The sequence below is a fragment of the Staphylococcus edaphicus genome (assembly GCF_002614725.1).
GTDB classification, from domain to species: Bacteria; Bacillota; Bacilli; order Staphylococcales; family Staphylococcaceae; genus Staphylococcus; species Staphylococcus edaphicus.
Map to the genome: position 1 here is coordinate 12,257 of NZ_MRZN01000004.1, position 26,928 is coordinate 39,184.

34 protein-coding genes and 1 pseudogene are annotated in these 26,928 nt (G+C 33.8%); 2 read left to right on the forward strand and 33 right to left on the reverse strand.

All coding sequences use genetic code 11. The annotated features are described in order from the left end of the window. Nucleotides 1–67 precede the first annotated feature (67 nt). Genes BTJ66_RS03625 through BTJ66_RS03635 form a run of 3 tightly spaced genes read right to left on the reverse strand, consistent with a single transcriptional unit; the run spans nt 68 to nt 4,062 of the window. Nucleotides 68–1,129 carry an alanine/ornithine racemase family PLP-dependent enzyme gene (locus BTJ66_RS03625; protein WP_099089634.1) on the reverse strand — a complete coding sequence of 354 codons (1,062 nt, stop codon included), beginning with the start codon at nt 1,127–1,129 and terminating at the stop codon, nt 68–70. A 3-nt stretch (nt 1,130–1,132) separates the two neighbouring features. Next, entirely contained in the window at nt 1,133–2,890 is a 1,758-nt protein-coding gene (locus BTJ66_RS03630) for an IucA/IucC family protein (protein WP_099089635.1), read from the reverse strand. Next, nucleotides 2,887–4,062 carry an MFS transporter gene (locus tag BTJ66_RS03635; protein WP_099089636.1) on the reverse strand — a complete coding sequence of 392 codons (1,176 nt, stop codon included), beginning with the start codon at nt 4,060–4,062 and terminating at the stop codon, nt 2,887–2,889. Before BTJ66_RS03635 ends, BTJ66_RS03630 begins: the two co-directional genes overlap by 4 nt. 103 nt (nt 4,063–4,165) lie before the next feature. Here BTJ66_RS03635 and BTJ66_RS03640 point away from each other — a divergent pair, with 103 nt between their 5' ends. Continuing rightward, nucleotides 4,166–6,121: an IucA/IucC family protein gene (locus BTJ66_RS03640; RefSeq protein ID WP_099089637.1), complete on the forward strand. Its 1,956-nt coding sequence runs from the start codon at nt 4,166–4,168 to the stop codon at nt 6,119–6,121. Nucleotides 6,122–6,238: 117 nt separating this feature from the next. On the opposite strand, the gene BTJ66_RS03645 is transcribed toward BTJ66_RS03640, so the two are convergent. The 6 genes from BTJ66_RS03645 to BTJ66_RS03670 all read right to left on the reverse strand — a co-directional run bounded on the left by BTJ66_RS03645 (nt 6,239) and on the right by BTJ66_RS03670 (nt 11,566). After that, nucleotides 6,239–6,739 (reverse strand): Asp23/Gls24 family envelope stress response protein, encoded by a 501-nt coding sequence (locus tag BTJ66_RS03645; RefSeq protein ID WP_099089638.1) that lies wholly within the window; start codon nt 6,737–6,739, stop codon nt 6,239–6,241. Nucleotides 6,740–6,818: 79 nt separating this feature from the next. After that, the gene (locus BTJ66_RS03650) at nt 6,819–7,058 is read right to left on the reverse strand and encodes a DUF2273 domain-containing protein (RefSeq protein ID WP_099089639.1); all 240 of its coding nucleotides are present in this window, start codon (nt 7,056–7,058) and stop codon (nt 6,819–6,821) included. Nucleotides 7,059–7,070: 12 nt separating this feature from the next. After that, nucleotides 7,071–7,607 (reverse strand): alkaline shock response membrane anchor protein AmaP, encoded by a 537-nt coding sequence (amaP, locus tag BTJ66_RS03655; RefSeq protein ID WP_099089640.1) that lies wholly within the window; start codon nt 7,605–7,607, stop codon nt 7,071–7,073. Between the two features lie 135 nt (nt 7,608–7,742). Continuing rightward, nucleotides 7,743–9,326 carry a BCCT family transporter gene (locus BTJ66_RS03660; protein WP_099089641.1) on the reverse strand — a complete coding sequence of 528 codons (1,584 nt, stop codon included), beginning with the start codon at nt 9,324–9,326 and terminating at the stop codon, nt 7,743–7,745. Nucleotides 9,327–9,529: 203 nt separating this feature from the next. After that, nucleotides 9,530–10,537 (reverse strand): zinc-binding alcohol dehydrogenase family protein, encoded by a 1,008-nt coding sequence (locus BTJ66_RS03665; protein ID WP_099089642.1) that lies wholly within the window; start codon nt 10,535–10,537, stop codon nt 9,530–9,532. 21 nt (nt 10,538–10,558) lie between these two features. After that, nucleotides 10,559–11,566, reverse strand: a complete 1,008-nt coding sequence (locus BTJ66_RS03670; protein WP_099089643.1) for an NADP-dependent oxidoreductase — start codon at nt 11,564–11,566, stop codon at nt 10,559–10,561. A 148-nt stretch (nt 11,567–11,714) separates the two neighbouring features. On the opposite strand from BTJ66_RS03670, the gene BTJ66_RS03675 reads away from it, so the two are divergent. After that, the gene (locus BTJ66_RS03675) at nt 11,715–12,707 is read left to right on the forward strand and encodes an LLM class flavin-dependent oxidoreductase (protein ID WP_099089644.1); all 993 of its coding nucleotides are present in this window, start codon (nt 11,715–11,717) and stop codon (nt 12,705–12,707) included. 51 nt (nt 12,708–12,758) lie between these two features. On the opposite strand, the gene BTJ66_RS03680 is transcribed toward BTJ66_RS03675, so the two are convergent. The 24 genes and pseudogenes from BTJ66_RS03680 to rplX all read right to left on the reverse strand — a co-directional run bounded on the left by BTJ66_RS03680 (nt 12,759) and on the right by rplX (nt 26,925). Continuing rightward, the gene (locus BTJ66_RS03680) at nt 12,759–13,622 is read right to left on the reverse strand and encodes an alpha/beta hydrolase (RefSeq protein WP_099089645.1); all 864 of its coding nucleotides are present in this window, start codon (nt 13,620–13,622) and stop codon (nt 12,759–12,761) included. 228 nt (nt 13,623–13,850) lie between these two features. After that, a complete protein-coding gene (gene rpsI / locus BTJ66_RS03685; protein ID WP_002482644.1) occupies nt 13,851–14,243 on the reverse strand; it encodes a 30S ribosomal protein S9 in 393 nt (130 codons plus the stop codon). 19 nt (nt 14,244–14,262) lie between these two features. After that, nucleotides 14,263–14,700 carry a 50S ribosomal protein L13 gene (gene rplM, locus BTJ66_RS03690; RefSeq protein WP_047504367.1) on the reverse strand — a complete coding sequence of 146 codons (438 nt, stop codon included), beginning with the start codon at nt 14,698–14,700 and terminating at the stop codon, nt 14,263–14,265. 204 nt (nt 14,701–14,904) lie between these two features. Then, nucleotides 14,905–15,708, reverse strand: coding sequence for a tRNA pseudouridine(38-40) synthase TruA (gene truA, locus BTJ66_RS03695; RefSeq protein WP_099089647.1), 804 nt, complete (start codon nt 15,706–15,708; stop codon nt 14,905–14,907). A 6-nt stretch (nt 15,709–15,714) separates the two neighbouring features. After that, nucleotides 15,715–16,521: an energy-coupling factor transporter transmembrane component T family protein gene (locus BTJ66_RS03700; RefSeq protein WP_099089648.1), complete on the reverse strand. Its 807-nt coding sequence runs from the start codon at nt 16,519–16,521 to the stop codon at nt 15,715–15,717. Then, entirely contained in the window at nt 16,511–17,374 is an 864-nt protein-coding gene (locus BTJ66_RS03705; RefSeq protein ID WP_099089649.1) for an energy-coupling factor transporter ATPase, read from the reverse strand. Before BTJ66_RS03705 ends, BTJ66_RS03700 begins: the two co-directional genes overlap by 11 nt. After that, nucleotides 17,371–18,179 (reverse strand): annotated as a pseudogene (locus BTJ66_RS03710) (energy-coupling factor transporter ATPase). Before BTJ66_RS03710 ends, BTJ66_RS03705 begins: the two are co-directional and overlap by 4 nt. A gap of 392 nt (nt 18,180–18,571) precedes the next feature. After that, nucleotides 18,572–18,940 carry a 50S ribosomal protein L17 gene (gene rplQ, locus BTJ66_RS03715; RefSeq protein ID WP_002482638.1) on the reverse strand — a complete coding sequence of 123 codons (369 nt, stop codon included), beginning with the start codon at nt 18,938–18,940 and terminating at the stop codon, nt 18,572–18,574. 18 nt (nt 18,941–18,958) lie between these two features. After that, nucleotides 18,959–19,903 (reverse strand): DNA-directed RNA polymerase subunit alpha, encoded by a 945-nt coding sequence (locus tag BTJ66_RS03720; protein WP_017722939.1) that lies wholly within the window; start codon nt 19,901–19,903, stop codon nt 18,959–18,961. Nucleotides 19,904–19,978: 75 nt separating this feature from the next. After that, nucleotides 19,979–20,368 carry a 30S ribosomal protein S11 gene (gene rpsK / locus BTJ66_RS03725; protein WP_002461763.1) on the reverse strand — a complete coding sequence of 130 codons (390 nt, stop codon included), beginning with the start codon at nt 20,366–20,368 and terminating at the stop codon, nt 19,979–19,981. Nucleotides 20,369–20,391: 23 nt separating this feature from the next. Next, a complete protein-coding gene (rpsM, locus tag BTJ66_RS03730; protein WP_002482635.1) occupies nt 20,392–20,757 on the reverse strand; it encodes a 30S ribosomal protein S13 in 366 nt (121 codons plus the stop codon). Nucleotides 20,758–20,778: 21 nt separating this feature from the next. Next, complete coding sequence (rpmJ, locus tag BTJ66_RS03735; RefSeq protein WP_002482634.1) at nt 20,779–20,892, reverse strand: 50S ribosomal protein L36; 114 nt, start codon at nt 20,890–20,892, stop codon at nt 20,779–20,781. Nucleotides 20,893–20,923: 31 nt separating this feature from the next. Beyond that, a complete protein-coding gene (gene infA / locus BTJ66_RS03740; RefSeq protein WP_001118443.1) occupies nt 20,924–21,142 on the reverse strand; it encodes a translation initiation factor IF-1 in 219 nt (72 codons plus the stop codon). A 172-nt stretch (nt 21,143–21,314) separates the two neighbouring features. Beyond that, complete coding sequence (locus tag BTJ66_RS03745) at nt 21,315–21,965, reverse strand: adenylate kinase (protein WP_099089650.1); 651 nt, start codon at nt 21,963–21,965, stop codon at nt 21,315–21,317. Between the two features lie 17 nt (nt 21,966–21,982). After that, the gene (gene secY, locus BTJ66_RS03750; RefSeq protein ID WP_037537939.1) at nt 21,983–23,275 is read right to left on the reverse strand and encodes a preprotein translocase subunit SecY; all 1,293 of its coding nucleotides are present in this window, start codon (nt 23,273–23,275) and stop codon (nt 21,983–21,985) included. Continuing rightward, nucleotides 23,275–23,715 carry a 50S ribosomal protein L15 gene (gene rplO / locus BTJ66_RS03755; protein ID WP_099089651.1) on the reverse strand — a complete coding sequence of 147 codons (441 nt, stop codon included), beginning with the start codon at nt 23,713–23,715 and terminating at the stop codon, nt 23,275–23,277. The genes secY and rplO overlap by 1 nt, the downstream gene beginning before the upstream one ends. Nucleotides 23,716–23,733: 18 nt before the next feature. Next, entirely contained in the window at nt 23,734–23,913 is a 180-nt protein-coding gene (rpmD, locus tag BTJ66_RS03760; protein ID WP_002482630.1) for a 50S ribosomal protein L30, read from the reverse strand. A 16-nt stretch (nt 23,914–23,929) separates the two neighbouring features. After that, the gene (rpsE, locus tag BTJ66_RS03765; protein ID WP_029378520.1) at nt 23,930–24,427 is read right to left on the reverse strand and encodes a 30S ribosomal protein S5; all 498 of its coding nucleotides are present in this window, start codon (nt 24,425–24,427) and stop codon (nt 23,930–23,932) included. Nucleotides 24,428–24,447: 20 nt separating this feature from the next. After that, on the reverse strand, nt 24,448–24,810 hold the full coding sequence (gene rplR, locus BTJ66_RS03770; RefSeq protein WP_002482628.1) for a 50S ribosomal protein L18: 363 nt from the start codon (nt 24,808–24,810) through the stop codon (nt 24,448–24,450). Nucleotides 24,811–24,841: 31 nt separating this feature from the next. Then, nucleotides 24,842–25,378, reverse strand: coding sequence for a 50S ribosomal protein L6 (gene rplF, locus BTJ66_RS03775; RefSeq protein WP_099089652.1), 537 nt, complete (start codon nt 25,376–25,378; stop codon nt 24,842–24,844). Nucleotides 25,379–25,405: 27 nt separating this feature from the next. Continuing rightward, nucleotides 25,406–25,804 carry a 30S ribosomal protein S8 gene (rpsH, locus tag BTJ66_RS03780; protein ID WP_002482626.1) on the reverse strand — a complete coding sequence of 133 codons (399 nt, stop codon included), beginning with the start codon at nt 25,802–25,804 and terminating at the stop codon, nt 25,406–25,408. Nucleotides 25,805–25,835: 31 nt separating this feature from the next. Next, nucleotides 25,836–26,021, reverse strand: coding sequence for a type Z 30S ribosomal protein S14 (locus BTJ66_RS03785; RefSeq protein ID WP_002482625.1), 186 nt, complete (start codon nt 26,019–26,021; stop codon nt 25,836–25,838). A gap of 21 nt (nt 26,022–26,042) precedes the next feature. After that, nucleotides 26,043–26,582, reverse strand: a complete 540-nt coding sequence (gene rplE / locus BTJ66_RS03790; protein WP_002482624.1) for a 50S ribosomal protein L5 — start codon at nt 26,580–26,582, stop codon at nt 26,043–26,045. Nucleotides 26,583–26,607: 25 nt separating this feature from the next. Beyond that, a complete protein-coding gene (rplX, locus tag BTJ66_RS03795; RefSeq protein WP_099089653.1) occupies nt 26,608–26,925 on the reverse strand; it encodes a 50S ribosomal protein L24 in 318 nt (105 codons plus the stop codon). Nucleotides 26,926–26,928 lie beyond the last annotated feature (3 nt).

The following is a 26,928-nucleotide window of genomic DNA, read 5'->3' on the forward strand; positions in this document are numbered from 1 at the left end:
TACGTATATAATTCTATTGAGAATGGTTATCGTTGTCAATAATAATTTTTAACTTTTTTATTAAAACTTAAGACCTATTTGATTTTTCTACATTAAAATTGCAGCATAGTTTTTCTATTGCTTCATCTTTATTATAAATTTTTTCAAGATTGACCATATACATACTTTGTGCCAATGCTTTGTAGCCTAAACTAAATTGTATTTTATCGCCTATTTGATAGTGATCTTGATTTAATAAATCTAGCATTACGTGATCACTCGTGGCACCTATAATCCTTATGCGATGATGTAAAGGTTTAATATCTTCTACAACTGTGTCTAAATTACCCATATCCACAATAGCTTGTAAATATTGATGTCCACTAGCAATATCCATTCTTGGTTTAATTTCCACAATCTCTGCTTCTAATATGACAGCATTTTGATATAAAAATGCAATCGGTTGATTCGTTGTCGTTTCTATTCCTCTGAATAAAGTCTCACCTATACGCAACTCATTGATTCTTCCAAAATCTCGATAAAGCATTTGAGTTAACATGCTAGAATTACCACCTGAGATAATTGAAAATTTCATATTTGTTTCTCGTTCCACTGACTCTACATATTGATTAATCAAAGAAACATCTTCTTCTGTCGGAATAATCGATTGAAAACACATGAAGTTAAACGCTAAACCAACTACAGACACATGATGCATATACAAGATTTCATTTATGTAATCTATAATGTCATATGTAAGTATGCCTTCACGACTATCTTTCCAATCCACCATTAATAATATCTTATGTTTAACCTCCTGTTCTTCAGCAATTTTATTTAATCGGCGGATAGTCGTTATTTCAGTTTGAATACTGATATCAGTATGCTGTACGACATCTATCAATTCATTTTGACTGGGTGTTCTTATCATCATAAATGACAAATCAGCATCTTTACTTTTAGTTATATTTTCAATACGCGCATCTGCAAAATGTGTTAATCCGTTGTCCTTTAATGTTTGTACAATGCGTTTGTCTCCTCCAACACACTTAATAACAGGTGTAAATCTTATATGATTTTCATTGAAAAGCGAAGATAGAACCTGCGCATTATATTTTATTTTTGATAAATTAACTTTTATTTGTGCCATACATTACACCTCTTTAAATATCGGATTCCTCAAATCTATTGTTACATATTGTTTTACTTTGCTTTCCATTCTCATCCGTAATAATGCTTTGACAGTAATTGTAGGGCCAAATAATACTTGCTTTAACATATGTGCATGTGCTTTATGAGGATCGATTGCCTGTTCTACAATTTCACTTACGATTGCGAACAATTCAGCTTCTTCAACATCATCATACCGTGAAAAGTGATAGATAAGTTCAGCAATTTGGTTTTGAATCACTGCATGTTGGAATTTAGCAATGACCGCTTCTATATTTTCTGCAATTAAACTCTTATTGGTGATACTTATATTTGGTAATTTTTGTTGAAGTGTTGATAAATCTATTCTTGAACCGCCTAAGTCTCTTATAATAAATTTCATTTGATAATTCGGACCTAAATTGACAATTGTATTTTGCATGTGTGCTTCTAATGCAAGACCGTAGTCTTGTATATAAGCTATTAAAGGTTCAATTAAAGTTTTGGTATAAATACTAAGAAACTTTTTAATAGCATCTTCAGTAATTGCATGATTGACCCAATTCAAATAACTGTCTACTGTTACTTGATAATCTACTGGATTTCTATTGACCAAACTCGCAGTTACAAGTGTCGTTCCATTATCAGCAATGAGCGGTTGATGTCTTACAATACATGCTAAATGACGTGCAGTATCAGGTTCTGTATTAGCATGTATACCAAAAGGTTCCATAGCAACTTGTAGTTGGGGATATATGGCCAACATGTCCTGTAATTCATAGCTGAGCTTAGGTCCATCAACTGTTGTGACACTTGATACTGTCCTTACCGCACTCGTAGCTTGTACATCGACAGGTAATTTTACATGAAATGGTTTGCCTATGAGTTGCATTGTTCTAAATGATAATGTTGCTCTTGCTTCGATTTCGAACGGTGTTGGTAAAAGAAGTTTAGATTCAATCCATTCTACAAATTTATAAGGAATAACATTGTCATATTGCCATGGATGTACAATAATCACGCTATAATCTTTTAATTCCAAATCAAGCGCTTCTAAATATGCTTTTAATTTATATCGATATTCAGGCATAACTTTGTCTAACAAAAACTCACTATCATTTTCCATAGAAGTTATTATGCAATTATGTTTATGAATAAGCATAATTCGAAGTGCGATAACCTTTTCAAATTCTGGCGCAAATTGTTTAATTTCTTCTGTCGTTAAAGGCAATTTTGTCTTAGATAATGGATGTGTTGGGTGTCCTTCTATTACTAAACTTTCTGAGTAACTTAAATCATTAATTTGTTCTGAATCCACCATATGTTGAAGCCATGAAAAGAAATTAATTGTTTCTGGCATTTTTGAAAATTTAAGTGTCGCATGAATTAATGATTGTCTATGATTAAAATGTTCATACGTTAATGCAAAGCCTTCTCTACTAGAAATTAATTCTTCCGTTAACCTGTTACTAATTGGAATATCAAAATGGCTGTCGAGAACTGTTAAAAGTTGTTCTAATGAAGTAATTTCAGTTTCAACTTTACCTTTTATATACGTGATGGCACCAGAAAATTCATATCTTTCCATAGCACTGTATCTATTTTTTTGTAATTTCAACACTTGTCCATGATATTGTAACTCAACAAAGTGATCGTATGAATTACAGTACATATTTTCAGGGAATATTTGTTCTTTAATAATTGCGTTAAACAAACGATATTGTACGTTTTTGTCTGCTAAATACCATGTTTGATACATCATACAATACTGCCTCCATTTTTTCTTTGTCTAGTAATCACACCGAAGATCAATGCAATCATCAATGTAACTGTCCCCATAATTATGAAAGTCTCTATAATGCCCACAAATTCTGCTAAGAAGCTCATTACCATTGCCCCTAAAGGAATCATACCTCTATCCATCATGATTATACTAAGTATCTTCCCTCTATGATTCGGATCTACTCGATGTTGAAAATATATTCTATTCGTTGTACGAGCCCATTGACTAAAAAGGCCTATAAAGAATAAAGAGGCAAATAATAGCCAAGTTTGACTACTGACGATACAGAGAAGTGATAGGCCAAATAGAACAGAGCTAATATAGTACATTTTTACCATTGAAATTTTATCTAAAATATTAGGCAATATCATTGTGGCGATAATACCGCCTATTGCACAGCAGGTCATGGCACTTCCAAAAATAGTCACTTGATTTGGAAATGTTGTGTCAGTTAAGACCGGTAATAACGTCGTATATGTAAAGCCAGTTGCCATGATTAATAGCGATGTTACAAAAATTCTGCCACCTTCTATATTTTCTTTAAAATAGTTCACGACATATTTCATACTTACTTCTGAATTGGCCTCTGTTCTGATATAACTATTGAAATTCAACGGCAAGCAAAGTATGAGTGAAATAAGATAGCAGACAGCTTGCACACCGAAACTTATTTCTGCGGTATAAGTTGCCATTATAAAACCAGCAATAGCCGGACCAATAGATCGACAAATATTGATTATAAACGAATGATAGGAAACAGTTTGGGTTGTCGTTAATTTTTCTGTCAAATCAGGCAAAACAGCTTGGCGAACTGGAGTTTCTATTGCACTCATAATTCCCCGCCCAAGTGCATAAATCAAAAATACAATTATGGGTAATTTTGGCACTTGAAATGTTAAAATGCAAAGTATAGACGTTAAGAAGCAAGAAGCAAATACTGTTATTTTTAAAATAATTCCTTTTTCACATCTGTCTGCCAAATTTCCCGCCCATACACTTATGAGTAAAATAGGCACGAGTCGGAAAAAGTTGATTAATCCAAGATAAATTGCGTTATGATATAAAGAAAATACATACCAATTTAACGTAATTTGTCCAATCCAATTCCCTAAAAACAGTAAGAATGAACTTGGAAAAAAATACTTTGCCATGTAATTCCTCCAGTTTTTTAATTGATAATAATTATCATTATCGATAATATGGATTATACAAATATCTTATACGTTTGTAAAATAAATTTTTTAGAGGTGCATTATGAATTGTAAAAGAACCGACAACATTTTAATAAATAAACTTACTAATGAAGAACAATATGCTCTAACTTATATTCAATCTGTTAATGATACTTGGGCAGATTTATTTAAATCTGTATTATTGAAAAGTCGAGATAAAATATCACAGAGATTAATCACTTCGATGCATAGAGAAAATTTAGCCAATTGTCGTGATTATAGTGAAATAATTAGCGTAGATCATTATCCTTTACCAATAGATACACCCTATACATATATATTAAAGATGTCATTCCTACAGAATGGAAAGACATTATACGCACCTATTTCAGGGCAACATGCTTTCGACAGAATTAATGTGACTGGCCCTTTTTATTTTGAAAAAAACAAAAAATTCAGTCGTATCAAACATCCAAATGACATTTTAGAATGTATCCTAACTGAAGTACCCCACTTAAACAATGAAGCTAGTATGCAATTTAAGGACGATATGGATAATAGCGTTGCTAATATGGCTATTGCACTGAGCTATCAGTCATATACATTAAATGATACGCATCAATCACTGCTTGATTTGATTGTCTCATCAGATGATCCATACTTGAGATCTGAGCAAGCTGTCTTAGAAGGACATCCATTGCATCCCGGTGCCAAACTACGTAAAGGTATGACACCACAAACTGCAATAGCCTATTCTTCTGAATTTGCAAATATTATAAAACTGAAATTTATCTTACTTCAAAAAGATATCGCAAAATCACAGTCTCTATATAATAATTATAATGAATTGATTTTCAGTCAATTTGATGGTTTGTATGATTCGGTATCAAAAATACTAAGTATCGAGGACATTGATAATTATTTCATAATGCCAGTTCATCCATGGCAATATGATGAAATCTTGAAAAAAGATTATGTACAAGAAATTGAATCACGGTTGCTCATACCTGTTGACTATGACATTGATTACTTTGCCGGTTTGTCTTTTAGAACGCTCATACCTAAATTTCCTGAAATGATACCGCATATAAAATTATCAACCAACGTTCATATCACTGGTGAAATTCGTACCTTATCTGAACAGACGACAATCAATGGACCACAAGTCACAAAAATATTAAATGATATAAAAAATAATGATCGTCTTTTTACTAATATTAATGCAGATACGATTGATGAACTAGCAGGTGTTCATTTTTATAATCCACAGGATTCAAGCTCATTACAAACAGTTAAAAGTGAACAATTAGGCGCGCTTTTTCGAGAAAATATCTATACACGCATTAACCAAAATACAATTCCAATGATTCCATCGAGCCTTGTTGCAAATTATGTGAATCATAATGAAACACCCATTTGTTCATTAATAAAAAAATACGAATCAACACATCAATTTTCAAGTTATGAGGACGCCAGTATTCAGTGGATAAAGTCATATGCTCAAGCATTGATAGACCTCGTCTTACCTTTATATGTTAAATATGGCATCGCCTTAGAAGCACATTTGCAAAATTCAATTGCCACATTTAATTATGATGGATCAATGAATACTATTTATATTAGAGATTTTGAAGGATTACGTATTGATGAAAGCTATTTAAACCATATGGGCTATACTACAGAGACATTTCATGAAAAGTCTTTAATATTAACAGATCAGTCACAAACCGTTTTTAATAAAGTATTCTATTCAAGTATTCAAAATCATTTAGGTGAACTCATCGTAGCAATAGCACAATCAACTACAAGTGAAAACTTAGAAACTGAAATTTGGTCAATGATAAGTGACATACTGTATACAAAACTACAAGAAATCTCATTAACGATGAAAGATACCTCTAGAATCGAGACAATTGAATCTATATTGTTCTCTTCAAAAATCGATTATAAATGTGTTACAACGATGAGGTTAGAAGATGAAGCCGATTATTATACCTATATAAAAGTTGATAATCCGCTTTATCGTCCTTTACATTAATCGTGATTAAAAACATATGTAATTTGATACACTCGTGAAATATATGTTTTACAAACACAAAAAAGTACCGATAAAGCATATGCTTTATCGGTACTTTTAGTTATGAATGTCTATAAATTATTGTAAACCTTTGTCCTCATTGTTTGAGTTTTGGCTTTTTTCATTTTTTTGAGACCATTCTTTTTTAGTCATTACATCTTCAACGCGCATGTTTACTTCAACTACATCAAGGCCAGTAATATATTTTACTTGCTCTTTAACTAAGTCAGTCACTTTACGGAAGATTTTCGGAGCTGATTCGCCATATTCTAAAACAACTTTTAAGTCAACAGCCGCTTGTTTTTCTCCAACTTCGACACTAACACCTTGTGTTACATTGTTACTGCTTCCGAATGAGTTAGAAATGTTATCAACAAATCCGCCTTTCATTTCTAAGATACCGCTAACTTCACGAGCTGCAATACCAGCAATTTTTTCAATTACTTCATCAGAAAATGATAATTTATTAGTGAACTCAGGTTCTTGACTTTGTTGTTCTTGTCTTTTTTCTTGTTCTTTCTCATTTACTCCTGTTTGGTTGTCATAAGCTTGTTTTGCTTTATTGTTATCTACTGCCATAATACATTCTCCTTTATTGTAAATAATTTATTATAAATAATTTATTATAATAACTACTTTGTTTCATAACTTTAATCGACTAACTCCATCGATTAAGAAAATTTAAAAAGTCTTGCTTACGGTCTTTAGTATACCCGATTCCTATTCCAATCAAACATAAAACTAAAATTAAAATCGTACTCCAAAAACCTAAAGTTAGGAATAAAATCGCAATGATTAAGAATGCTAAGAAGCCGATAATTCTCCATTTAAAAGTTTTGAATAATTCAACCACTTCTTGCGTAGAATCTTGTCCATTTTGGTTATTATTGTTAGCCATGATAACCCTCCCTTACAACACACGTTTGCCTGAGGTTTTTTGATCTCTAACATTAACCTCTAATTTTGAAACAGGCAATTCTGTAAAATGTTCTACATTTTGCTTGATGTCATTTCTTATTTCTTCTGTTAAAGATTTAACCTGAACATCTCCAGGAACAAAGAAATCTGCTTTTAAAGCAATGTGCGATTTCTTTTTCTTGTTATAAAGTTTTGCTATTACGTTCGGTTGACGTATTTGATCATATTGTGTAAGGGTATCGTAAGCTGATTTTTCAACCGCTTTTCTTGATACATAAATATGGCCATCTTCAAAATCTTTATAAAGTCCAGGTTTTCTATACGTAGGTTTAAACAAGCTGAATACTAAAATGAGACCAATAATAATGAGTAATGCGGATAATCCAATAAGTGTTGGTTCAAACCAATTAAACTGTGTAAAATAATCCTGATACTGACTTATTCTTGAATCTTTAATATACATAAAGAGCAGAAAGCCAACAATCACTACTATTAAAAGGCCAAGGATAAAATTCTTAAGTCGTTTCACCTCGTATGACACCTCCTATGCTTTTGATAATATGTACTTGTCATACAGAACTAATACCCTAAAAAATTTTCGTAGAAACATTTTTATGGAATTTTATTTTTAACATTTCTGCAAAACAATTTACCATCATCTGTTTTATTCTACTTTTTTATTATCATGTTCGAGTTTTTCTTCATGACTCGCTTTACGATATTGTAAAAACTTATCATCCGAAACTAATAGTTTATTACTTGGTCTTGGTTTTTCAATTGATAATGATTTAAAAAGTGACCAAATCATGAGGATAATAACAATTGAAAACGGCAATGCTGCAATAATCAATAAGTTTTGAATTGATTGCGTACCGCCAGTATAAATCATAATCATAGCAAATAATGCTAATATAATTCCCCAACTCACTTTAACAAAGCTCGAAGGGTTAATACTTCCTTTGGAACTTAGCATACCTAGGACATAAGTTGCTGAGTCTGCTGATGTTACAAAGAAAATCATAATCACAATCAATGTCACAATACTCAGTAAGAAACCTAATGGGAAATGTTCCAATGTAGAAAATGTCGCAGTCTCAGTCGCCTCTTTTGCAATATTTGCAATTCCACTCTGTTGTATGTAAATTGCAGACGCACCAAAAACTGCAAAGAATAAGAAACATACAAGCGCTGGCACAAATAAAACACCAAGAATAAACTCTTTAATTGTTCTTCCTCTAGAAACACGTGCGATAAATATACCAACAAATGGTGCCCATGAAATCCACCAAGCCCAATAGAATATCGTCCACTGCTGTAACCATTGAAATTTCTCTCCACCTGCTTGAGGGATTCGCAAACTCATATTAAAGAAATTAGCAATATAGTCCCCTAAAGAATTTGTAAACGTATTTAAAATAGTCAATGTTGGACCAACAAAAAAGAGCACGATCAACACAATAAACGCTAAAATCATATTAATATTACTAAGATTTTTGATACCTTTATCAATGCCAGACCATGCTGACCATGTGAATAACACGGTTGCAATAATAATAATGACTACCTGCATTCCAAAATTGGATGGGACATCAAATAAGAAATTAAGACCTTCATTAATTTGCAGTGCACCAAATCCAAGTGTTGCTGCCACACCCGTGACTGTAGCAATGATAGCTAGTACATCGATAGAACCACCTATGGGACCTCTCATCATTTTAGTACCTAAAATTGGCGTCAAAGTTGCACTCACTAGTCCCGGATATCCTTTATGAAAATTAAAAAAAGCAAAGACAAGCCCAACAATACCGTAGACAGCCCAAGCATGGACGCCCCAATGGAAGAATGAAAACTGCATAGCTTCATTTATTGCAGTTTGTGTGCCTGCTTGATGTAATGGGGTTAAAGTGAAAGCATGGCTAATAGGCTCAGCTGTTGTCCAAAATACTAAACCAATTCCCATACCAGCACTAAATAGCATTGCAAACCATGATTTTAAAGAAAACTCAGGATCCTCTCCTTCTTCACCTAATGTAATGGAAGAATATCTTGAAAATAATAAATAAACGCAAACAACCAAAATAAATAGTACTAATAATAAATAATACCAGCCAAAATTGACCGCGATAAAATTCGTAATACTTTGCGTAACCGCTTCAAGTTGTTTAGGTAAAAATGCACCATATACAACAAATAACGTACATATCATTAATGCCACCCAAAATACTACTGTCAATTTATTTAAACGCATACCAAATTTACACACTCCCTATACTTTATGTATCACTCATACCCTATCTTTTTTCATATATTCGTATATATTCAGCAATATTAATTTTTAGTGTTATATATAAAAAACATCTTTTAAATAAAGCTATCGTATGTAGCTAAATTTAAAAGATGCTTACTATATATTAATTTTGAATTATCAGAAGAAAATAGCTTATTCTAGTTTTATAGATTAATAACTAGTTTACCTATCATTCCCTGATTTTCAAGTTTAATGTGTGCTTTAAATAAATTTTCAACTGTTAAACCTTCAAATACTTCAGTAACCGTTGGTTTATAAATACCTGTTTCAACCTTTTCGGTAATATCTGTTAAATAATCTCGATGTATCTGCATATCTTCAGTTTCATGTATGGGCCGTGCTGACATAAATTCATGCGTAAATGTAATACTTTTGGGTTTAAGCAAATTTAAATCTTGTTTACCCTTAAAGGCTACAATAGTTACAATCGTACCTCTCGGTTTTACTAACTCAATCATCTTTTCATAATACATATCGGTATCGAATGTGCAGAAAATATAATCAACTTCACTAATTTCATATTTTTTAAATTCTTCAGCCAAATCATTTTTATGATTAAGTACAATATCTGCGCCCATATCTTTAGACCAATTATAAGTTTCTTCACGAGAAGCTGTTGTAATTACATTTAAACCATAATGCTTAGCTATTTGTGTAGCAATGCTACCTACACCACCGGCGCCATTTATAATCAATATTGATTTACCTTTGTTATCAGCTGGATTAAATGAAATTTTAAATGCATCAAATAAAGTCTCATATGCCGTAAGTCCAGTTAATGGTAAACTTGCCGCTTCGACATCTGTTATGTTATTAGGTTTTTTGGCGACTAATCGTTCATCAACTAATTGCATATCTTGGTTTGACCCTTGATATTTAGGAGAACCAGAATAATATACCTCATCACCAATATTAAAATGAGTGACATCTGGTCCAATGGCTTCCACAGTACCTACACCGTCAAAACCTAATACACGTGGTGCTTGTTCTACCGGTGTTTTTCTTATTTTTGTATCGACTGGATTTACACTTATCGTTTTAACACGGATTAATAGTTCGTGCTGTCTCGGTTGAGTAGGTTCCACATCAAACTCGTAAAATAAATTGCCTTCATCTAAATTAAAATTTCTATCAGCACCAATCGCTTTCATGAAATACATCTCCTTAATTATTTAGATATCTTTTGAAACTTGGACTACTTGTTTACCAAAATTATCTCCTGTAAATAAATTTCTAAATGCTGATGGTATATGATCAAAGCCTTCCATTACTGACGTTTTGGTTTTAATTTTATCTTCTTGTACCCATTGGCTAAGTTCTTTACTTGCCTTAGCAAAATCATCTGCATAATTTGCAACGATAAATCCTTGCATCAAGGCCTGTGATTTAATAATGATTGGTTGGATGCGTGGGCCATATTCAATTTCTGTATTATTGTATCCTGAAATCGCACCACATACGGGTATACGCGCAAATTGATTTAAGTGTTTCATAACTTCATCCGCAATTGTTCCACCTACATTTTCGAAGTAAACATCTACACCATTGGGCACTGCTTTCGCCAATTGTTCAGAAAAATCATCTGCTTTATAGTCAACACCAGCATCAAAACCTAATGTGTCAGTTAGATAATTTGTCTTTTCACTTCCACCCGCAATACCAACAACATAAGCACCTTTTAATTTTGCTATTTGGCCCACTACAGAACCCACAGCACCAGATGCTGCAGATACTACCACAGTCTCTCCTTCTTGTGGTTGTCCAATTTTTAACAATCCATGGTATGCGGTTTGTCCTGTCATACCTAATACACTTAAATATAGATATAATGGGATATCTGTTTGCGAAACCTTAATTGCATGTTTAGCTTTGACATTCACGATTTTTTGCCACGGGAACGTGCCTGTAACAATGTCACCTTTGTCAAACCCATCCGCATTCGATTCAGTCACTTTACCAACTATATGACCGTTCATTGGTTCGTTTAATTGGAATGGTGTAATGTATGATTTACTATCATCCATACGTCCTCTCATGTACGGGTCTACAGAAATATAAAGGGATTCAATTTGTATTTCATCACTACTTGGCTCGTCTATTTCAACAGTTTCGTATCTAAATACATCATCAGAAGGTATTCCTTCTGGTCTTTTTGCTAATACAATTCTTTCTGTTTTCATTATATTGCCTCCATTCACTAGTTTCTTTTATTCTATAGTTATCGTTATCTTCATTCAATCAAATCGCTTATTCAAGTTAATAAACACATGTTATGATATGTCTATATTTTAACCGCTCAAAGATTACTTAGGATTGGAGAAATCTATAGTGAAGCTAAGTATATTAGATTATGTTCCAATATTTGAAGGACGTACAGCAACACAAGCACTAAACCATACTGTAGAATTGGCAAAAATGGCAGAACAATTAGGCTATCAACGTTATTGGGTTGCGGAACATCATCAAGTATTTTCGGTTGCTTCTAGCGCCCCTGAGATGGTCATGATGTCACTATTAGAGCAGACTACATCTCTCAAAATTGGAAGTGGCGGTGTGATGTTGCCTCATTATAGTGCTTATAAAGTGGCTGAAATATTCAAAATTATGGAGGCACGCCACCCAAATCGTGTAAACCTCGGTACTGGTCACTCTCCAAGTTACAAAAATGTAAATCAAGCTTTAAATGAATATAAAACTGAAACTGTCGATTATCCAACTCAAATCAATGATTTAGTTCATTACTTTAATGATGACATAGAGCAAAATCACCGCCATCATTCCTTAACTGCTACTCCCAAAATCGAAACTAAACCGGCTATGTTTATACTAGGAACTAGTAAAGCAAGTGCTACTCTTGCAGCTAAGCAAGGTCTGCCTTTCGTCATTGCTAATATGGGACAGAATCAAGAACAGTTACAAACTGTCATTAGTCATTACCGCACTTGCTTTAAACAATATCATCCAACACAGCACTCATACGTCATTATGACTTCTTTTGTCATAACTGCAGACGAAGCAAGTCAACGTAATGCACTAGCTGACGCCTTTCATTTATGGTTACTGAGGATTGGATATTTAAATCAACCAAAAGCATATCCCTCAATCACTCATGCCTCACAAAGGACATATACATCACGAGAATTAGAAAAAATTGCCCAGAATCAAGGAAGAGTTATAATTGGTTCACCAAATGAAGTTATTTCAAAATTAAAATTAATGATTGATGACTTTAATGCTGATGAAATCATGGTTCAACCGCACGTTTATGGGGAAGATAATCGTAAAGTCTTACTTAAATTGCTTGCGGCAGCCAACTCATAAAAAATCAGTGCATACGCATGAATAATTGCGTATGCACTGGTTTTTAAGTAATTACCTACTTTTTTCCCATAAAAATGCATTAATCTTATCGATGACAATTTGATTGTCATGTAATTCACTATGCTCAGCTTTTGCGCCTGTTACTTTAAATGTTTCGTAACTCGCGATACGGTCCCCTAACAAATATTCTAATGCTTTAGACGATACATTTGTCACTCGTCCATCTGATTGTGTACCATCATTTATATCACCATATATATTTAACACTTGTGCATCTTTAGGATAACGCTGCTTCATTGTCAGTAAATCTTTATAATCTTTCAACATTAAATTAGGCTTTCCTTTGTTGTTCAATGTAACATCTAAATCTAAGCCATTGATATCAACTTCACCATTAAAATTTCCAGCTAAACTCACTTGCTTGTTTAATCTAGGTAAGTGTTGATCATTACCATAGTTCAACATATAATAACTAAACGACTGATTACCCATTGAGTGTGCTACAAAATTAAACTTTTCGAAATGATATTGTGTCATTGTAGCGATAATAGCATTACGTATCCACTGTGCATTTTTGGTTAAATCTTTATTTGTATTGTCTTCTAAAATGATATCAACAACTGGTCTTTTAGCATTAAAATGAATATCACCGTCGAATGTCACCATTCCCTCTTTTGATACTTTTGCCCTAACAACATCCTTTACATTAGTTGACTCATGAGCAGAATTTACTAATAATTTCATTGAGTTTCCAGTTCCAGCATAGCCATGTAAATAAAATGTAGGTATATGTGTGTTGTTATTAGACATTTTATTATTAGCATTTGCTTTTAAAATTAAAATCGCAACGATGACACACAACACAGTAATAATTATGATCATTACATTGCGAGTCGTATTACTTATATTTTTCATAGACGTACTCCAAAATTTAAAATTGTGTACTACTATTATAGATTATTTTTGAACAATTAGCACGACTGATTTTATTTAATCTTTGACATTGTGCTTTTTAACAATAATAAAAAAACCTTCCCAAATACTTGGGAAGGTTGCAACATCTGTTCAATTGAACACAAATTACTAACGCAATTTTTATACTTATACTGTAAGCGAATAATATTCGCAACAACTTCAGTAATATTAACGTTTTGAGAATTGTGGTGAACGACGAGCTTTTTTAAGACCTGGTTTTTTACGTTCTTTCATACGAGGATCACGAGTAAGTAATCCAGCGCGTTTTAAAGAACCTCTGTATTCAGGATCTGCTTCTAATAACGCACGAGAGATTCCGTGACGGATAGCTTGAGCTTGTCCAGTAAATCCTCCGCCTTGAACGTTAACTAAAACATCATAGTTACCTTTAGTTTCTGTAACATCAAATGCTTGGTTTATATCTAAGATTAATGATTCGAATGGTAAATAGCTACGTACATCGCGGCCGTTAACAGTAATGTTACCTTCACCTGGTACTAAACGTACACGTGCTACTGAGTTTTTACGACGGCCTGTGCCTCTATATTCAACTTGTGCCAATGTAATTTCCTCCTTTTAATTAACCACGTAACTCGTAGTTTTCTGGTTGTTGTGCAGCGTGTGGATGTTCAGCGCCACCATATACAAATAATTTTTTACCTTGTTTTTCACCTAAACGAGTGCTTGGTAGCATTCCTTTAATTGAGTTTTCAAGTAAACGTTCTGGGTTGTTAGCTTTTAACTCACCAGCTGAAATGGATTTGATTCCACCTGGATGATTAGAGTGACGATAGTACATTTTATCGCGCTCTTTGTTACCAGTGAAATGGATTTTTGAAGCGTTGATGACGATTACGTAATCACCTGTATCAACGTGTGGTGTATAAGTTACTTTATTTTTACCGCGTAAAATAGCTGCTACTTCTGATGATAAACGACCAAGTGTTTTACCTTCAGCATCAATAACATACCATTTGCGCTCAATGTTTGATTCATTAGCCATAAATGTTTGACGCATATAATTGTCCTCCTAGAATAAATAAATGTTTCTCGTTTAATAGTTTATACTTGTTAAAGCTTAGATTTCATTTATTTTGTTAATTGTTTATTTCTACGTGCTTCTATATCGTGTTACACAATAAGATTCCGGGGCTTATCGTGGGTGATATAAAACAATACCGTTAGTAATCGTATAATTTTTCTGTCGTTTTGTCAATCTAATTTAAAGATTTTGTGATGATTTTTTTTGATGTATTTTTATATTATTACCAAAGTCTTGTATTAACGCATTGGGTGTTAAATAAATCTTCTCTAAATACAATCCTTCTGCCGGGGCGGTAAAAGGAACTTGCTTACGATCTTTTGCGTTTAATAGATGAGGAACCTCTTCTGGTTGTCTCTTGCCTTTACCCACTTCTATTAAAAATGCAATTAACACACGTACCATATTATATAGGAACCCAGAACCTGTGACAATATAATCAAAGCCATTTTCTGTTTTTTCTATGTGGCTGTCATATAATGTTCTTACTTTACTTTCAACCTCTGTTTTTTGAGAACAAAACCCTGTGAAATCATGTGTTCCTATAAAATATTGCGCCGCTATATTCATCTTTTCAATGTCTAATTTTTCTGGTATATAGGTTTGCAGTCCACATAGAAACGGATTTTTATGGTCTCCTTGATAAACCTTATATCGATATGATTTTCCCACGCAATCATATCTACAATGAAAGTCGTCACTGACAAAACGAACATGATTGACATAAATATCATCTGGCAATGCTCTATTCATTGCATATTGCCATTGTTGTTTTGGAATATTTAAGTCAGTATCAAAATGAAAGTACTGTTCAATAGCATGTACACCCCTATCAGTTCTACTGCTAGGGTGTATTCTTACCTCATGCTTATGCATACGCTTTAAAATTTTTTCAAATTGTTGTTGAATTGTTCTACCGTGTTGCTGAATTTGAAATCCAAGAAATTGACTTCCTTGATATGAGATATTAACTAAGACTCGCATCTACTATTACACTCCTATATATTTTAAACCAAAAAGTATGATTGCAATGGGTATCAGCAACATTAATGTGATTGAATCTCCAAATTGCCATTCTAACTTACGATAACTCGTTCGTTTTTTGTGCGTATCGTAACCTCTTACTTCCATTGCTATTGCCAAATCTTCTGCCCTTTGAAATGCTGAAATAAATAATGGTATAAGTAATGGAATAAATGCCTTTATTCTCGTGATTAGTCCGCCTGAACTTATTTCAGAACCTCTTGATTTTTGGGCTAAAATAATTTTATCTAATTCATTCATTAATGTTGGTATAAATCTCAAAGCAATAGACATCATCATACTCAATTGATGTACTGGAACTTTAACAATCTTGAGTGGTGATAATAATCGTTCAAATGCATCTGTCAAATCAATAGGACTTGTACTTAACGTCATTATTGTCGATATCATAATAATGAACATCAACCTTAACACAATATAAATACCTTCTAGAATACCTTGCATATCTATAGAAATAAAAGCAATTTCAATTATGCGTGTACCACCTTTAGTTAAAAACAAATGCATAAAAAATGTAAATATTAAGAATATCCAAATTGGCGTTAATCCTTTAAGTAGAAACCAAAATTTTATATGTGCCAATTTCATAAAACACATAATTAGAATAAATAACCATAAATAAGTGCCAAATGAGTGTGCAAAAAATATTAAAACAATAAAGAAAAATACAAATATTAATTTTGCTCTAGGATCTAAATGATGAATGATTGTATTTATAGGAAGATAGCGCCCAATTATAAACTTATCTTTCATCTTGTTGCCACTCCTTATACATCTCAATAAATTCATCTTCAGTTAAAGCAATTTTATTGAACTCATATTGGTACTTATTCTCTATATCTCTTTGTAATCTCACAACATCAGGAACATCTAAATGCATTTGATTTACATAATTCAGATCACTAAACAGCCTTCTAGGTGAACAGGCTTCTACAAGTTGCCCACGCTTCATTATTTTTACTTCATCAACATATTTGGCAACATCGTTCATTTCATGAGTCACCAGGATGATCGTTTTATTTTGTTCAACTTGCAATTTTTTTATCATTTCCATTATCTGTTTTCTACTTTTCGGATCAAGTCCTGCAGTAGGCTCATCTAAAATAACAATGTCTGGATCCATAGCTAAAATAGATGTGAGTGCGATTTTACGCATTTGTCCCCCAGACATTTGAAAAGGAGATTGTTGCAAAATATCTCTATTAAACCCAAAGTCGATTAATAACTGATATGCACGTGCTTTGACTTCCTCAACCGGCATATTAAAGTTTTTAGGTCCAAACAATATTTCTCTTTCAACTGAATCTTCAAACAGTTGAGATTCAGGAAATTGAAACACTACACCGATACGTTTGCGGACTTGCTTTAATATTTTATCTTTCGTTTTATGACTAATAATAAGATCATCAATTTCTAATTTACCAGTCGAAGGTTTAAGCAAACCATTAAAATGCTGGATTAATGTCGATTTACCAGAACCAGTTTGACCAATAATCGCATAGTACTTACCTTGTTGAAAAGTTGTTTCAATATCTTTTAGAGCAAGGTGTTCAAACGGCGTGCCTTTTTGATATATATAACTTACTTGATTGAAGTTGACTGTCATAATTTTTTTACCAGCCCTTCATAAGTTATAAAATGCGAATTTCCTAGCAAAGCGCGCTCCATTCTAATAGAAAAAGGTAAATCTAATCCAATTTCTGTTAGACCATCACCATCGTTAAAAACATCCTGTGGCATACCCGTTTGATAAACTTGTCCCTTATTTAATACAACCAAATAATCTGCTTCTGTTGCCTCAGTTAAATCATGGGTTATGGATATGATTGTAACGTCTTTTTCTTCTTTTAATCGATGTATTAAACTTATCAGTTCACTTCTACCAGCTGGTCTAACATTGATGTGGCTTCATCTAATATTATGACATCTGTATCAAGTGCAAGTACACCTGCGATAGCAACACGTTGTTTTTGACCACCAGAGAGCGCTTGAGGTTCATAATCTGCTCTGTCTAACATTTCTACATCTTCTAATGCTTTTGGTACAATCGTCTGCATATCATCATATGAGACACTATTATTTTCCAGACCAAAAGCAACATCAAATTCGACAGTTGATCCTACAAATTGGTTTTCTGGGTTTTGAAATACGATACCTATATGCTGTCTCAAATTATCTAAATTTTGTTGATTGATAATTTGATCATAAAACTTGATACTTCCATCAATAGGTTTTTCAATTCCAACCATTAATTTTGCAATCGTCGATTTACCAGAGCCATTATGACCAACAATTGAAGTCCACTGCCCTTTTGGAATGCCAAAAGATACATCGTTTAACGCAAGTGGTTCATCACTATTATATTTAAATGTAACATGATTAAATGTAATGATATCTTCTTGCGTTCCCATATCCATAGCCTCCAAATAATTATAGCTTGCTTTTAATATACCTTGTCTATTTTACATGAAAAGACGACCTAAAGAAAGTTTAGATCCGCAAACGATTGTATAAATTAAATTGCTCATTTGTTTTCAATTTATGCTAACTAAATCACTTTATGATTAAATGTTAAAACATCATTTATTTTAATATGGCTTCGTAATTGAATTTGGCCCCCTAAATCTCAGATGAATTTAGGGGGCCAATATAAAAAAGCGCGCACCCCATCATAATGTTTGAGTTCACGCTTTAAAGTTATTATTTAGTTTTGATGGGGTACTCTGAGCTAGACAATATTTGTATGTGGCAAACATTATCGTTGCACTCATTTGCTTTATATATAGTAGTACGCATATTTAAATTAAACTAATTCTATAATTACTGATTCAGCACCGTCTCCACGACGAGGACCGACTTTAAGAATACGAGTATAACCGCCTTGACGTTCTGTATAACGTTCAGCAACTTCACCAAATAATTTTTGTAATGCAGTCTGAACTGTTTCATCTTCATTCAAGATTTCAACATTACGTAAAGTTTTAGCTGCTTGACGACGTGAAGCTAAATCGCCTTTTTTACCTAAAGTGATTAATTTTTCAACAACACTACGTAATTCTTTTGCACGCGCTTCTGTTGTTTCTACACGCTCACTAACGATAAGTGAAGTAGCTAAATCACGTAACATAGCTTTACGTTGATCAGAAGTACGACCTAATTTTCTGTAACCCATGAGTTAACCTCCTTTATATTAATCTTCTTTTCTTAAACCTAAACCTAGGTCTTCAAGTTTATACTTAACTTCTTCTAAAGATTTACGACCTAAATTACGCACTTTCATCATGTCTGCTTCAGATTTATCAGCTAATTCTTGAACAGAGTTGATACCTGCACGTTTTAAGCAATTGTAAGAACGTACTGATAAGTCTAATTCTTCAATAGACATTTCAAGTACTTTTTCTTTTTGATCTTCTTCTTTTTCAATCATGATTTCAGCATTTTGAGCTTCATCAGTTAATCCAACGAAGATATTCAAGTGTTCAGTTAAGATTTTTGCAGCTAATGAAACTGACTCTTGTGGTGTGATTGAACCATTTGTCCAAACATCCAATGTCAATTTATCAAAATCACTACTTTGACCCACACGTGTGTTTTCTACTGTGTAGTTAACACGTTCAACTGGAGAATAAAGTGAGTCCACTGGAATTACACCAATTGGTAAATCACTAGTTTTGTTTTGTTCTGCTAATGCGTAACCTCTACCCTTATTAGCAACTAGACGGATTTTTAAATGTCCACCTTTAGAAACTGTTGCAATTTTAATCTCAGGATTTAAAATCTCTACATCACTATCATGAGTAATGTCACTCGCAGTTACATCGCCTTCATCTTTAACATCAATCTCTAAAGTTTTGTCTTCTTCCGAATAGATCTTTAATGCTAGTTTTTTGATGTTCATAATAATAGTAGAAACATCTTCAACGACATTATCTATTGCTGAGAATTCGTGTAATACACCTTCGATTTCAATGTACTTAACGGCTGCACCTGGTAATGAAGATAGTAGGATACGACGTAAGGAGTTTCCTAGTGTAGTACCGTAGCCACGTTCTAGTGGTTCAACAACGAACTTACCGAATTTAGCATCATCACTAATTTCAATTGTTTCAATTCTAGGTTTTTCGATTTCAATCATTTACAAATATCCTCCTTGTTTACGTCGATTGATTTTTACTGTATTTCTCAGTGACCTGCGACAATAACAATAAAATTATACGCGACGACGTTTTGGTGGACGACAACCATTATGTGGTACTGGAGTAACGTCACGGATTGCAGTTACTTCTAAACCAGCTGATTGTAATGCACGGATTGCTGATTCACGACCAGGACCAGGGCCTTTTACAGTAACTTCAACAGATTTCAAGCCATGTTCCATAGCTGATTTTGAAGCAGTTTCTGATGCCATTTGAGCTGCAAATGGTGTTGATTTTTTAGAACCTTTAAATCCTAATGCACCTGCTGATGACCATGATAACGCATTACCAAATTCATCAGTAATAGTTACGATTGTATTATTGAATGTTGAACGGATGTGAGCTACACCATTTTCAATATTCTTTTTCACTCTACGTTTACGAGATACTTGTTTACGTGCCATTTAAATTTTGCCTCCTTTACCTATTATTTTTTCTTGTTAGCTACAGTTTTAACTGGGCCTTTACGAGTACGAGCATTGTTTTTCGTTTTTTGTCCGCGAACTGGTAATCCACGACGGTGACGGATACCACGGTATGATGAGATTTCCATTAAACGTTTAATGTTTAAGTTTTGCTCACGACGTAAGTCACCTTCTACTTTATAGTTGTCAACTACTTCACGGATACGACCTAATTCATCATCAGTTAAGTCTTTAACGCGTGTTTCTGGTGATACGTTAGCTTCTTCAGCAATTTTGTTAGCTGTAGTAGTACCGATACCGTACACATAAGTTAATGAAATAACAATACGTTTTTCACGTGGAATATCTACTCCTGCAATACGTGCCATAATTATTTACACCTCTCTTTATTAACCTTGTCTTTGTTTATGTTTTGGGTTGCTACAAATTACCATTACTTTACCTTTACGTTTAATGACTTTACATTTTTCGCAAATTGGTTTTACTGATGGTCTTACTTTCATTTTTAAACCTCCCTATATTATGGAGTGACGATTATTTATAACGATACGTAATTCTTCCGCGTGTTAAATCATACGGAGACATTTCTACTGTTACTTTGTCGCCAGGTAGAATACGAATATAATTCATTCTGATTTTACCACTTACGTGAGCTAAAATCTCATGACCATTTTCTAATTCTACTTTAAACATTGCATTTGGTAAAGTATCTAATACAGTACCTTCTAATTCAATTACATCTTGTTTAGCCATTAATTAACTTCCCCCTTTATGAAATAGTTGGTTATCGTCAAAAAATCAACTCTAACCATACGAGTCTATAAGTGTTGTTAATCAGTTTAACAAATATAATGAATTACGTAATCGCATTGTCACTCTTATTTAATTATACCTTTAGCATTACATAGACCGTACAAAGTTGATCTTATTTTAAATCTTCTAGGATATCGATAACGTCTTTTGTAACGACTTTAATATCTCTAGAACCGTCAATGTTTTTCAAAACATTTTCATTATCATAGAATTCTAAGATAGGTTTAGATTGTTTCACATTGACGTTTAAACGATTAGCAACTGTTTCTGGGTTGTCATCTTCACGTTGATATAACTTACCACCGTCAAGATCACAAATACCATCAACTTTTGGAGGATTGAATACAAGATGATAAGTTGTTCCGCATTTTTCACAGATCCTACGACCAGTAAGGCGGTTCATTAATTCTTCTTCAGGTACCTCTATATTGATAACAGCATCAATTTCTCTATCTAATTCTTTCATGATATTACTTAATGCTTCAGCTTGTTCAATAGTACGAGGAAAGCCGTCAAGTAAGAATCCTTTTTTCGCATCGTCTTCAGATATTCTATCTTTAACGATACCCACAGTAACTTCATCAGGGACTAATTCTCCACGATCCATGTATGATTTAGCTTCTTTACCTAAATCCGTTTCATCTTTAATCGCTTTTCTGAACATGTCACCAGTAGATATGTGTGGAATTGGGAATTTCTTAACAATTTCACTCGCTTGAGTTCCTTTACCTGCACCAGGTAAACCCATTAAAATGATATTCATAAATGCCCTCCTACAATTTATCTACCACCAAAGCCTCTATAATCCTTTTGGCTCACTTGAGCTTCTAGACTTTTCATTGTTTCAATCGCTACACCAATTACAATTAGTAAACTTGTACCGCCAACCTGTATAGATTGTGGTAAGCTCATTACTTTCGTTGCAATAATAGGTAGAATCGCTATTACAGCTAAGAATATTGATCCGACAAATGTTAAACGATAGAGAACTCTAGTAATATATTTTTTTGTTTGCTCGCCAGGTCTAATACCTGGAACATAACTTCCTTGTTTCTTCAGGTTATCTGCCATCTTTTCAGGATTAACTTGAACAAACGCATAAAAATAAGCAAATGCTATGATAAGTACTACATAGACTATCATACCGATGTTATTTGATGGGTTTGCCACGTCAGAAACCTTCTGCGCCCAACTTGCGTCAGGGAAAAACAATGTCAATGTTCTTGGTAACAAGAAGAATGCCATTGCAAAGATAACAGGTATAACACCTGCAGAGTTAACTTTCAAAGGTAAATAAGTTGCTTGTGAACCTAATCGTTGTGCTGATTGTTTCTTCGCATATTGAATTGGAATTTTACGAATAGCTTGTAATACGTATATCGCACCAACCGTTAATAATATCATTCCAATAATTAAGCCAATTACTTTCAACCAAGCCATAGAAGTATCATCTTGACCTACAAAGGCCTGTTGATAAAACTGGATTAGTGATGAAGGTAACGAAGACAAAATACCTGCGAATATGATAATGGATATACCATTACCAACGCCGAATTGAGTGATTTGTTCACCAAGCCAAATTAAGAAAGCAGTTCCTGCTGTTAAGACAACAGCTATTAATAAATAGCTAAGAATCGATTGATCCATGATCAATTGACCTTTTAAATAGTTATTAAATTGGAATGCCATACCTATAGATTGGATAAAAGCAAGTACAATTGCAAAATAACGTGTTACGTTATTAAGTTTTTTTCTACCTGCATCACCTTGTTTTGCCCACTCTGAAAACTTCGGAACAATATCCATTTGCAATAACTGCATGACGATTGAAGCAGTTATATAAGGCATTATACCCATGGCAAAGATAGAAAAGTTCTTCAAGGCTCCGCCACCAAATGTATTTAACAAGTCAGTGACACCTTGAGAACCTTGTTGACTGTCGAAAGCAGCTGGGTTAACACCAGGTGCTGGAATATAAGTACCTATTTTAAAAATAACTAACATTGCGAGAGTAAAAAAGATCTTGTTACGAACTTCTTTTGTTTTAAAGAAGCTCACAAGCGTTTCAAACATTAGATCACCTCGTGTGCTCCGCCTTTTCCATCAATAGCTTCTGCTGCAGATGCAGAGAATTTGCTAGCTTTAACTGTTAGTTTTTTATCAAGAGAACCGTTACCTAGTATTTTGATACCAGATTTTTCACTCTTAACTACACCAGATTCTACTAATAAAGCAGGAGTTACTTCAGTACCATCTTCAAATTTATTAAGTTGGTCTAAGTTAACAATAGCATATTCTTTACGATTAATGTTAGTAAAACCTCGTTTTGGTAAGCGACGGAATAATGGTAATTGTCCACCTTCGAAGCCTGGTCTTACACTACCACCTGAACGCGCTTTTTGTCCTTTTTGTCCACGGCCACTAGTTTTACCGTTACCAGTAGCAGCACCACGTCCAACGCGGTTACGAACTTTACGAGAACCTTCTGCTGGTTTTAACTCATGTAATTTCATTTCGGCACCTCCTTAAAATTATTTTTCTTCTACTGTCACTAAGTGACTTACTTTGTTGATTTGCCCACGAATAGCAGGGTTATCTTCAACAACTACTGAAGAGTTTGTTTTTTTCAAACCTAAAGCTTCAACAGTTTTACGTTGTGTTTCTGGACGACCTATAACACTACGAGTGAGGGTAATTTGTAATTTAGCCATAACTTATTTTCCCTCCTTAATTATATAATTCTTCTACTGATTTGCCACGTAATTTCGCAACTTCTTCAGCATTTTTAAGGTTTTTTAATCCATTGATTGTAGCACGAACCATGTTAATTGGTGTATTTGAACCTAAAGATTTACTTAAGATATCAGTGATACCTGCTAATTCTAATACCGCACGAACAGGGCCACCTGCAATAACACCAGTACCTGGTGCAGCTGGTTTCATAAATACACTGCCTGAACTGAAACGTCCAGTAATTGTGTGAGGAGTAGTACCTTCAACACGTGGAACAACAACTAAATCTTTTTTAGCTGCTTCAACTGCTTTTTTGATTGCTTCTGGTACCTCTTGTGCTTTACCAGTACCGAAACCAACGCGACCGTTCTTATCTCCAACTACAACTAATGCAGTGAAACGGAAACGACGACCACCTTTTACAACTTTCGCAACACGGTTAATTGTAACAACGCGTTCTTCAAATTCTTTCGCTTCTTCTCTACGAGCCATGTAAATGTCCCTCCTTTAAATTAAAATTCTAAACCATTTTCACGAGCTGCATCTGCTAAGGCTTTAACACGGCCATGGTATAAATATCCTCCACGGTCAAATACAATTGTTTTAACGCCTTTTTCGCTAGCTCTTTTTGCTACAGTTTCGCCAACTTTAGCTGATAATTCAACTTTAGATCCAGATTCATTTGCTAAATCTTTTTCTTGTGTAGAAGCTTGTGCTAAAGTTTTACCATTTACGTCATCTATAACTTGTGCATAGATGTGTTTGTTAGAACGATAGATGTTCAAACGTGGTTTTTCAGCTGTGCCGGCTAATTTATTACGTACACGTGCATGTCTTTTAAGACGCACTTTGTTTTTATCAATTTTGCTGATCATCTTATTACTCCTTTCTTCTGAAAGTTATTTATTATTTACCAGTTTTACCTTCTTTACGGCGAACGTATTCACCTTGGTAACGAATTCCTTTACCTTTATAAGGTTCTGGAGGTCTTACTGAACGAATGTTAGAAGCGATTGCCCCAACTTGTTCTTTTGAAATACCAGCAACAGTTACTGTTGTGTTTTTCTCAACACCGAAAGTAATACCGTCATCAGCTTTGATTTCAACTGGGTGAGAGTAACCAACGTTTAAGATTAAATCACTACCTTGCATTTGAGCACGGTAACCAACACCAACAAGTTCAAGTGTTTTTTGGTATCCTTCTTTAACACCTTGTATCATGTTATTGATTAAAGCACGAGTTGTACCATGTACTGTTCTATCATCTTTAGAATCAGTTGGTCTTACAACTTCTAAAGTGCCTTCATCTTGTTTATATGTCATTCTTTCATTCATTGTTCTTGATAATTCACCTTTAGGACCTTTAACAGTGATTGTGTTACCTTCAACACTTACTGTTACGTCGCTAGGGATGTCAATAATTTTTTTACCAACACGACTCATGTTATCGCACCTCCTTATTATTTATTATTACCAAATGTAACCTAAAATTTCTCCACCGATATTACGTTTTCTAGCTTCTTTGTCAGTAACAACACCTTCTGAAGTAGAAACTAATGCAATACCTAAACCGTTAAGTACTTTAGGTACTTCGTTAGCTTTAGCATATACACGTAAACCAGGTTTTGAAATACGTTTTAAACCAGTGATAACACGTTCATTGTTTTGACCATATTTAAGGAATAAACGGATAACCCCTTGTTTATCGTCTTCAACGTATTCTACGTTTTTAATGAAACCTTCACTTTTTAAAATTTCAGCAATTTCTTTTTTAATGTTTGAAGCAGGTAATTCTAATTTATCGTGACGCACCATGTTTGCGTTTCTTACACGAGTTAGCATATCTGCAATTGGATCGTTGATTGTCATTGATTGTTGCCTCCTTTCAGACTATTTTCTATTACCAGCTAGCTTTACGAACGCCAGGGATTTGGCCTTTATAAGCTAATTCACGGAAACAAATACGGCATAATTTAAATTTACGATATACAGAATGTGGACGACCACAGCGTTCACAACGAGTATATTCACGTACTTGGAACTTTTGTTTTTTTTGTTGCTTAGCAACCATTGAAGTTTTAGCCACTTAATTAGCCTCCTTTAGAGATTATTTGTGAAATGGCATACCGAATTGTGATAACAATTCACGAGCTTCCTCGTCAGTGTTAGCAGTCGTTACGATAACGATATCCATTCCTCGTACTTTATTTACTCGGTCATAGTCAATTTCTGGGAAAATTAATTGTTCTTTAACACCTAAAGTGTAGTTACCTCTACCATCGAATGCAGTTTTAGATACACCTTGGAAGTCACGTACACGTGGAAGTGATACAGCAATTAATTTATCTAAAAAGTCATACATTCTTTCGCCACGAAGTGTTACTTTCGCACCGATAGGCATACCTTCACGTAAACGGAATGTTGCTACTGATTTTTTAGCTTTTGTAATTAATGGTTTTTGACCAGTGATAGCTTGTAATTCTTCTACAGCATCATCTAATACTTTAGTATTTTGTACAGCGTCACCGACACCCATATTTACAACGATTTTTTCTATTTTTGGAACTTCCATTACTGAACTGTAGTCAAATTGCTTAACTAAGTTTTGAGTAACTTCAGAGTTGAATTTTTCTTTTAAACGGTTCACAGTGGATCCTCCTTTCAATTAATTATTAATTATTAGATTTAATTTCTTCGCCTGATTTTTTAGCGATACGAACTTTTTTACCATCTACGAATTTGTAACCTACGCGTGTCGGTTCATTCGATTTAGGGTCTAATAACTGTACATTAGAAACATGGATTGCTGCCTCTGTTTCTAAGATTCCACCTTCAGGATTAAATTGAGTTGGTTTTTGGTGCTTTTTAATTACATTGACACCTTCCACAACGACACGGTCTTTTTTAGGCTCAGTTGAAACAACTTTACCTTCTTTACCTTTGTCTTTACCTGCGATAACTTTTACGTTGTCACCTTTTTTGATATGCATGTG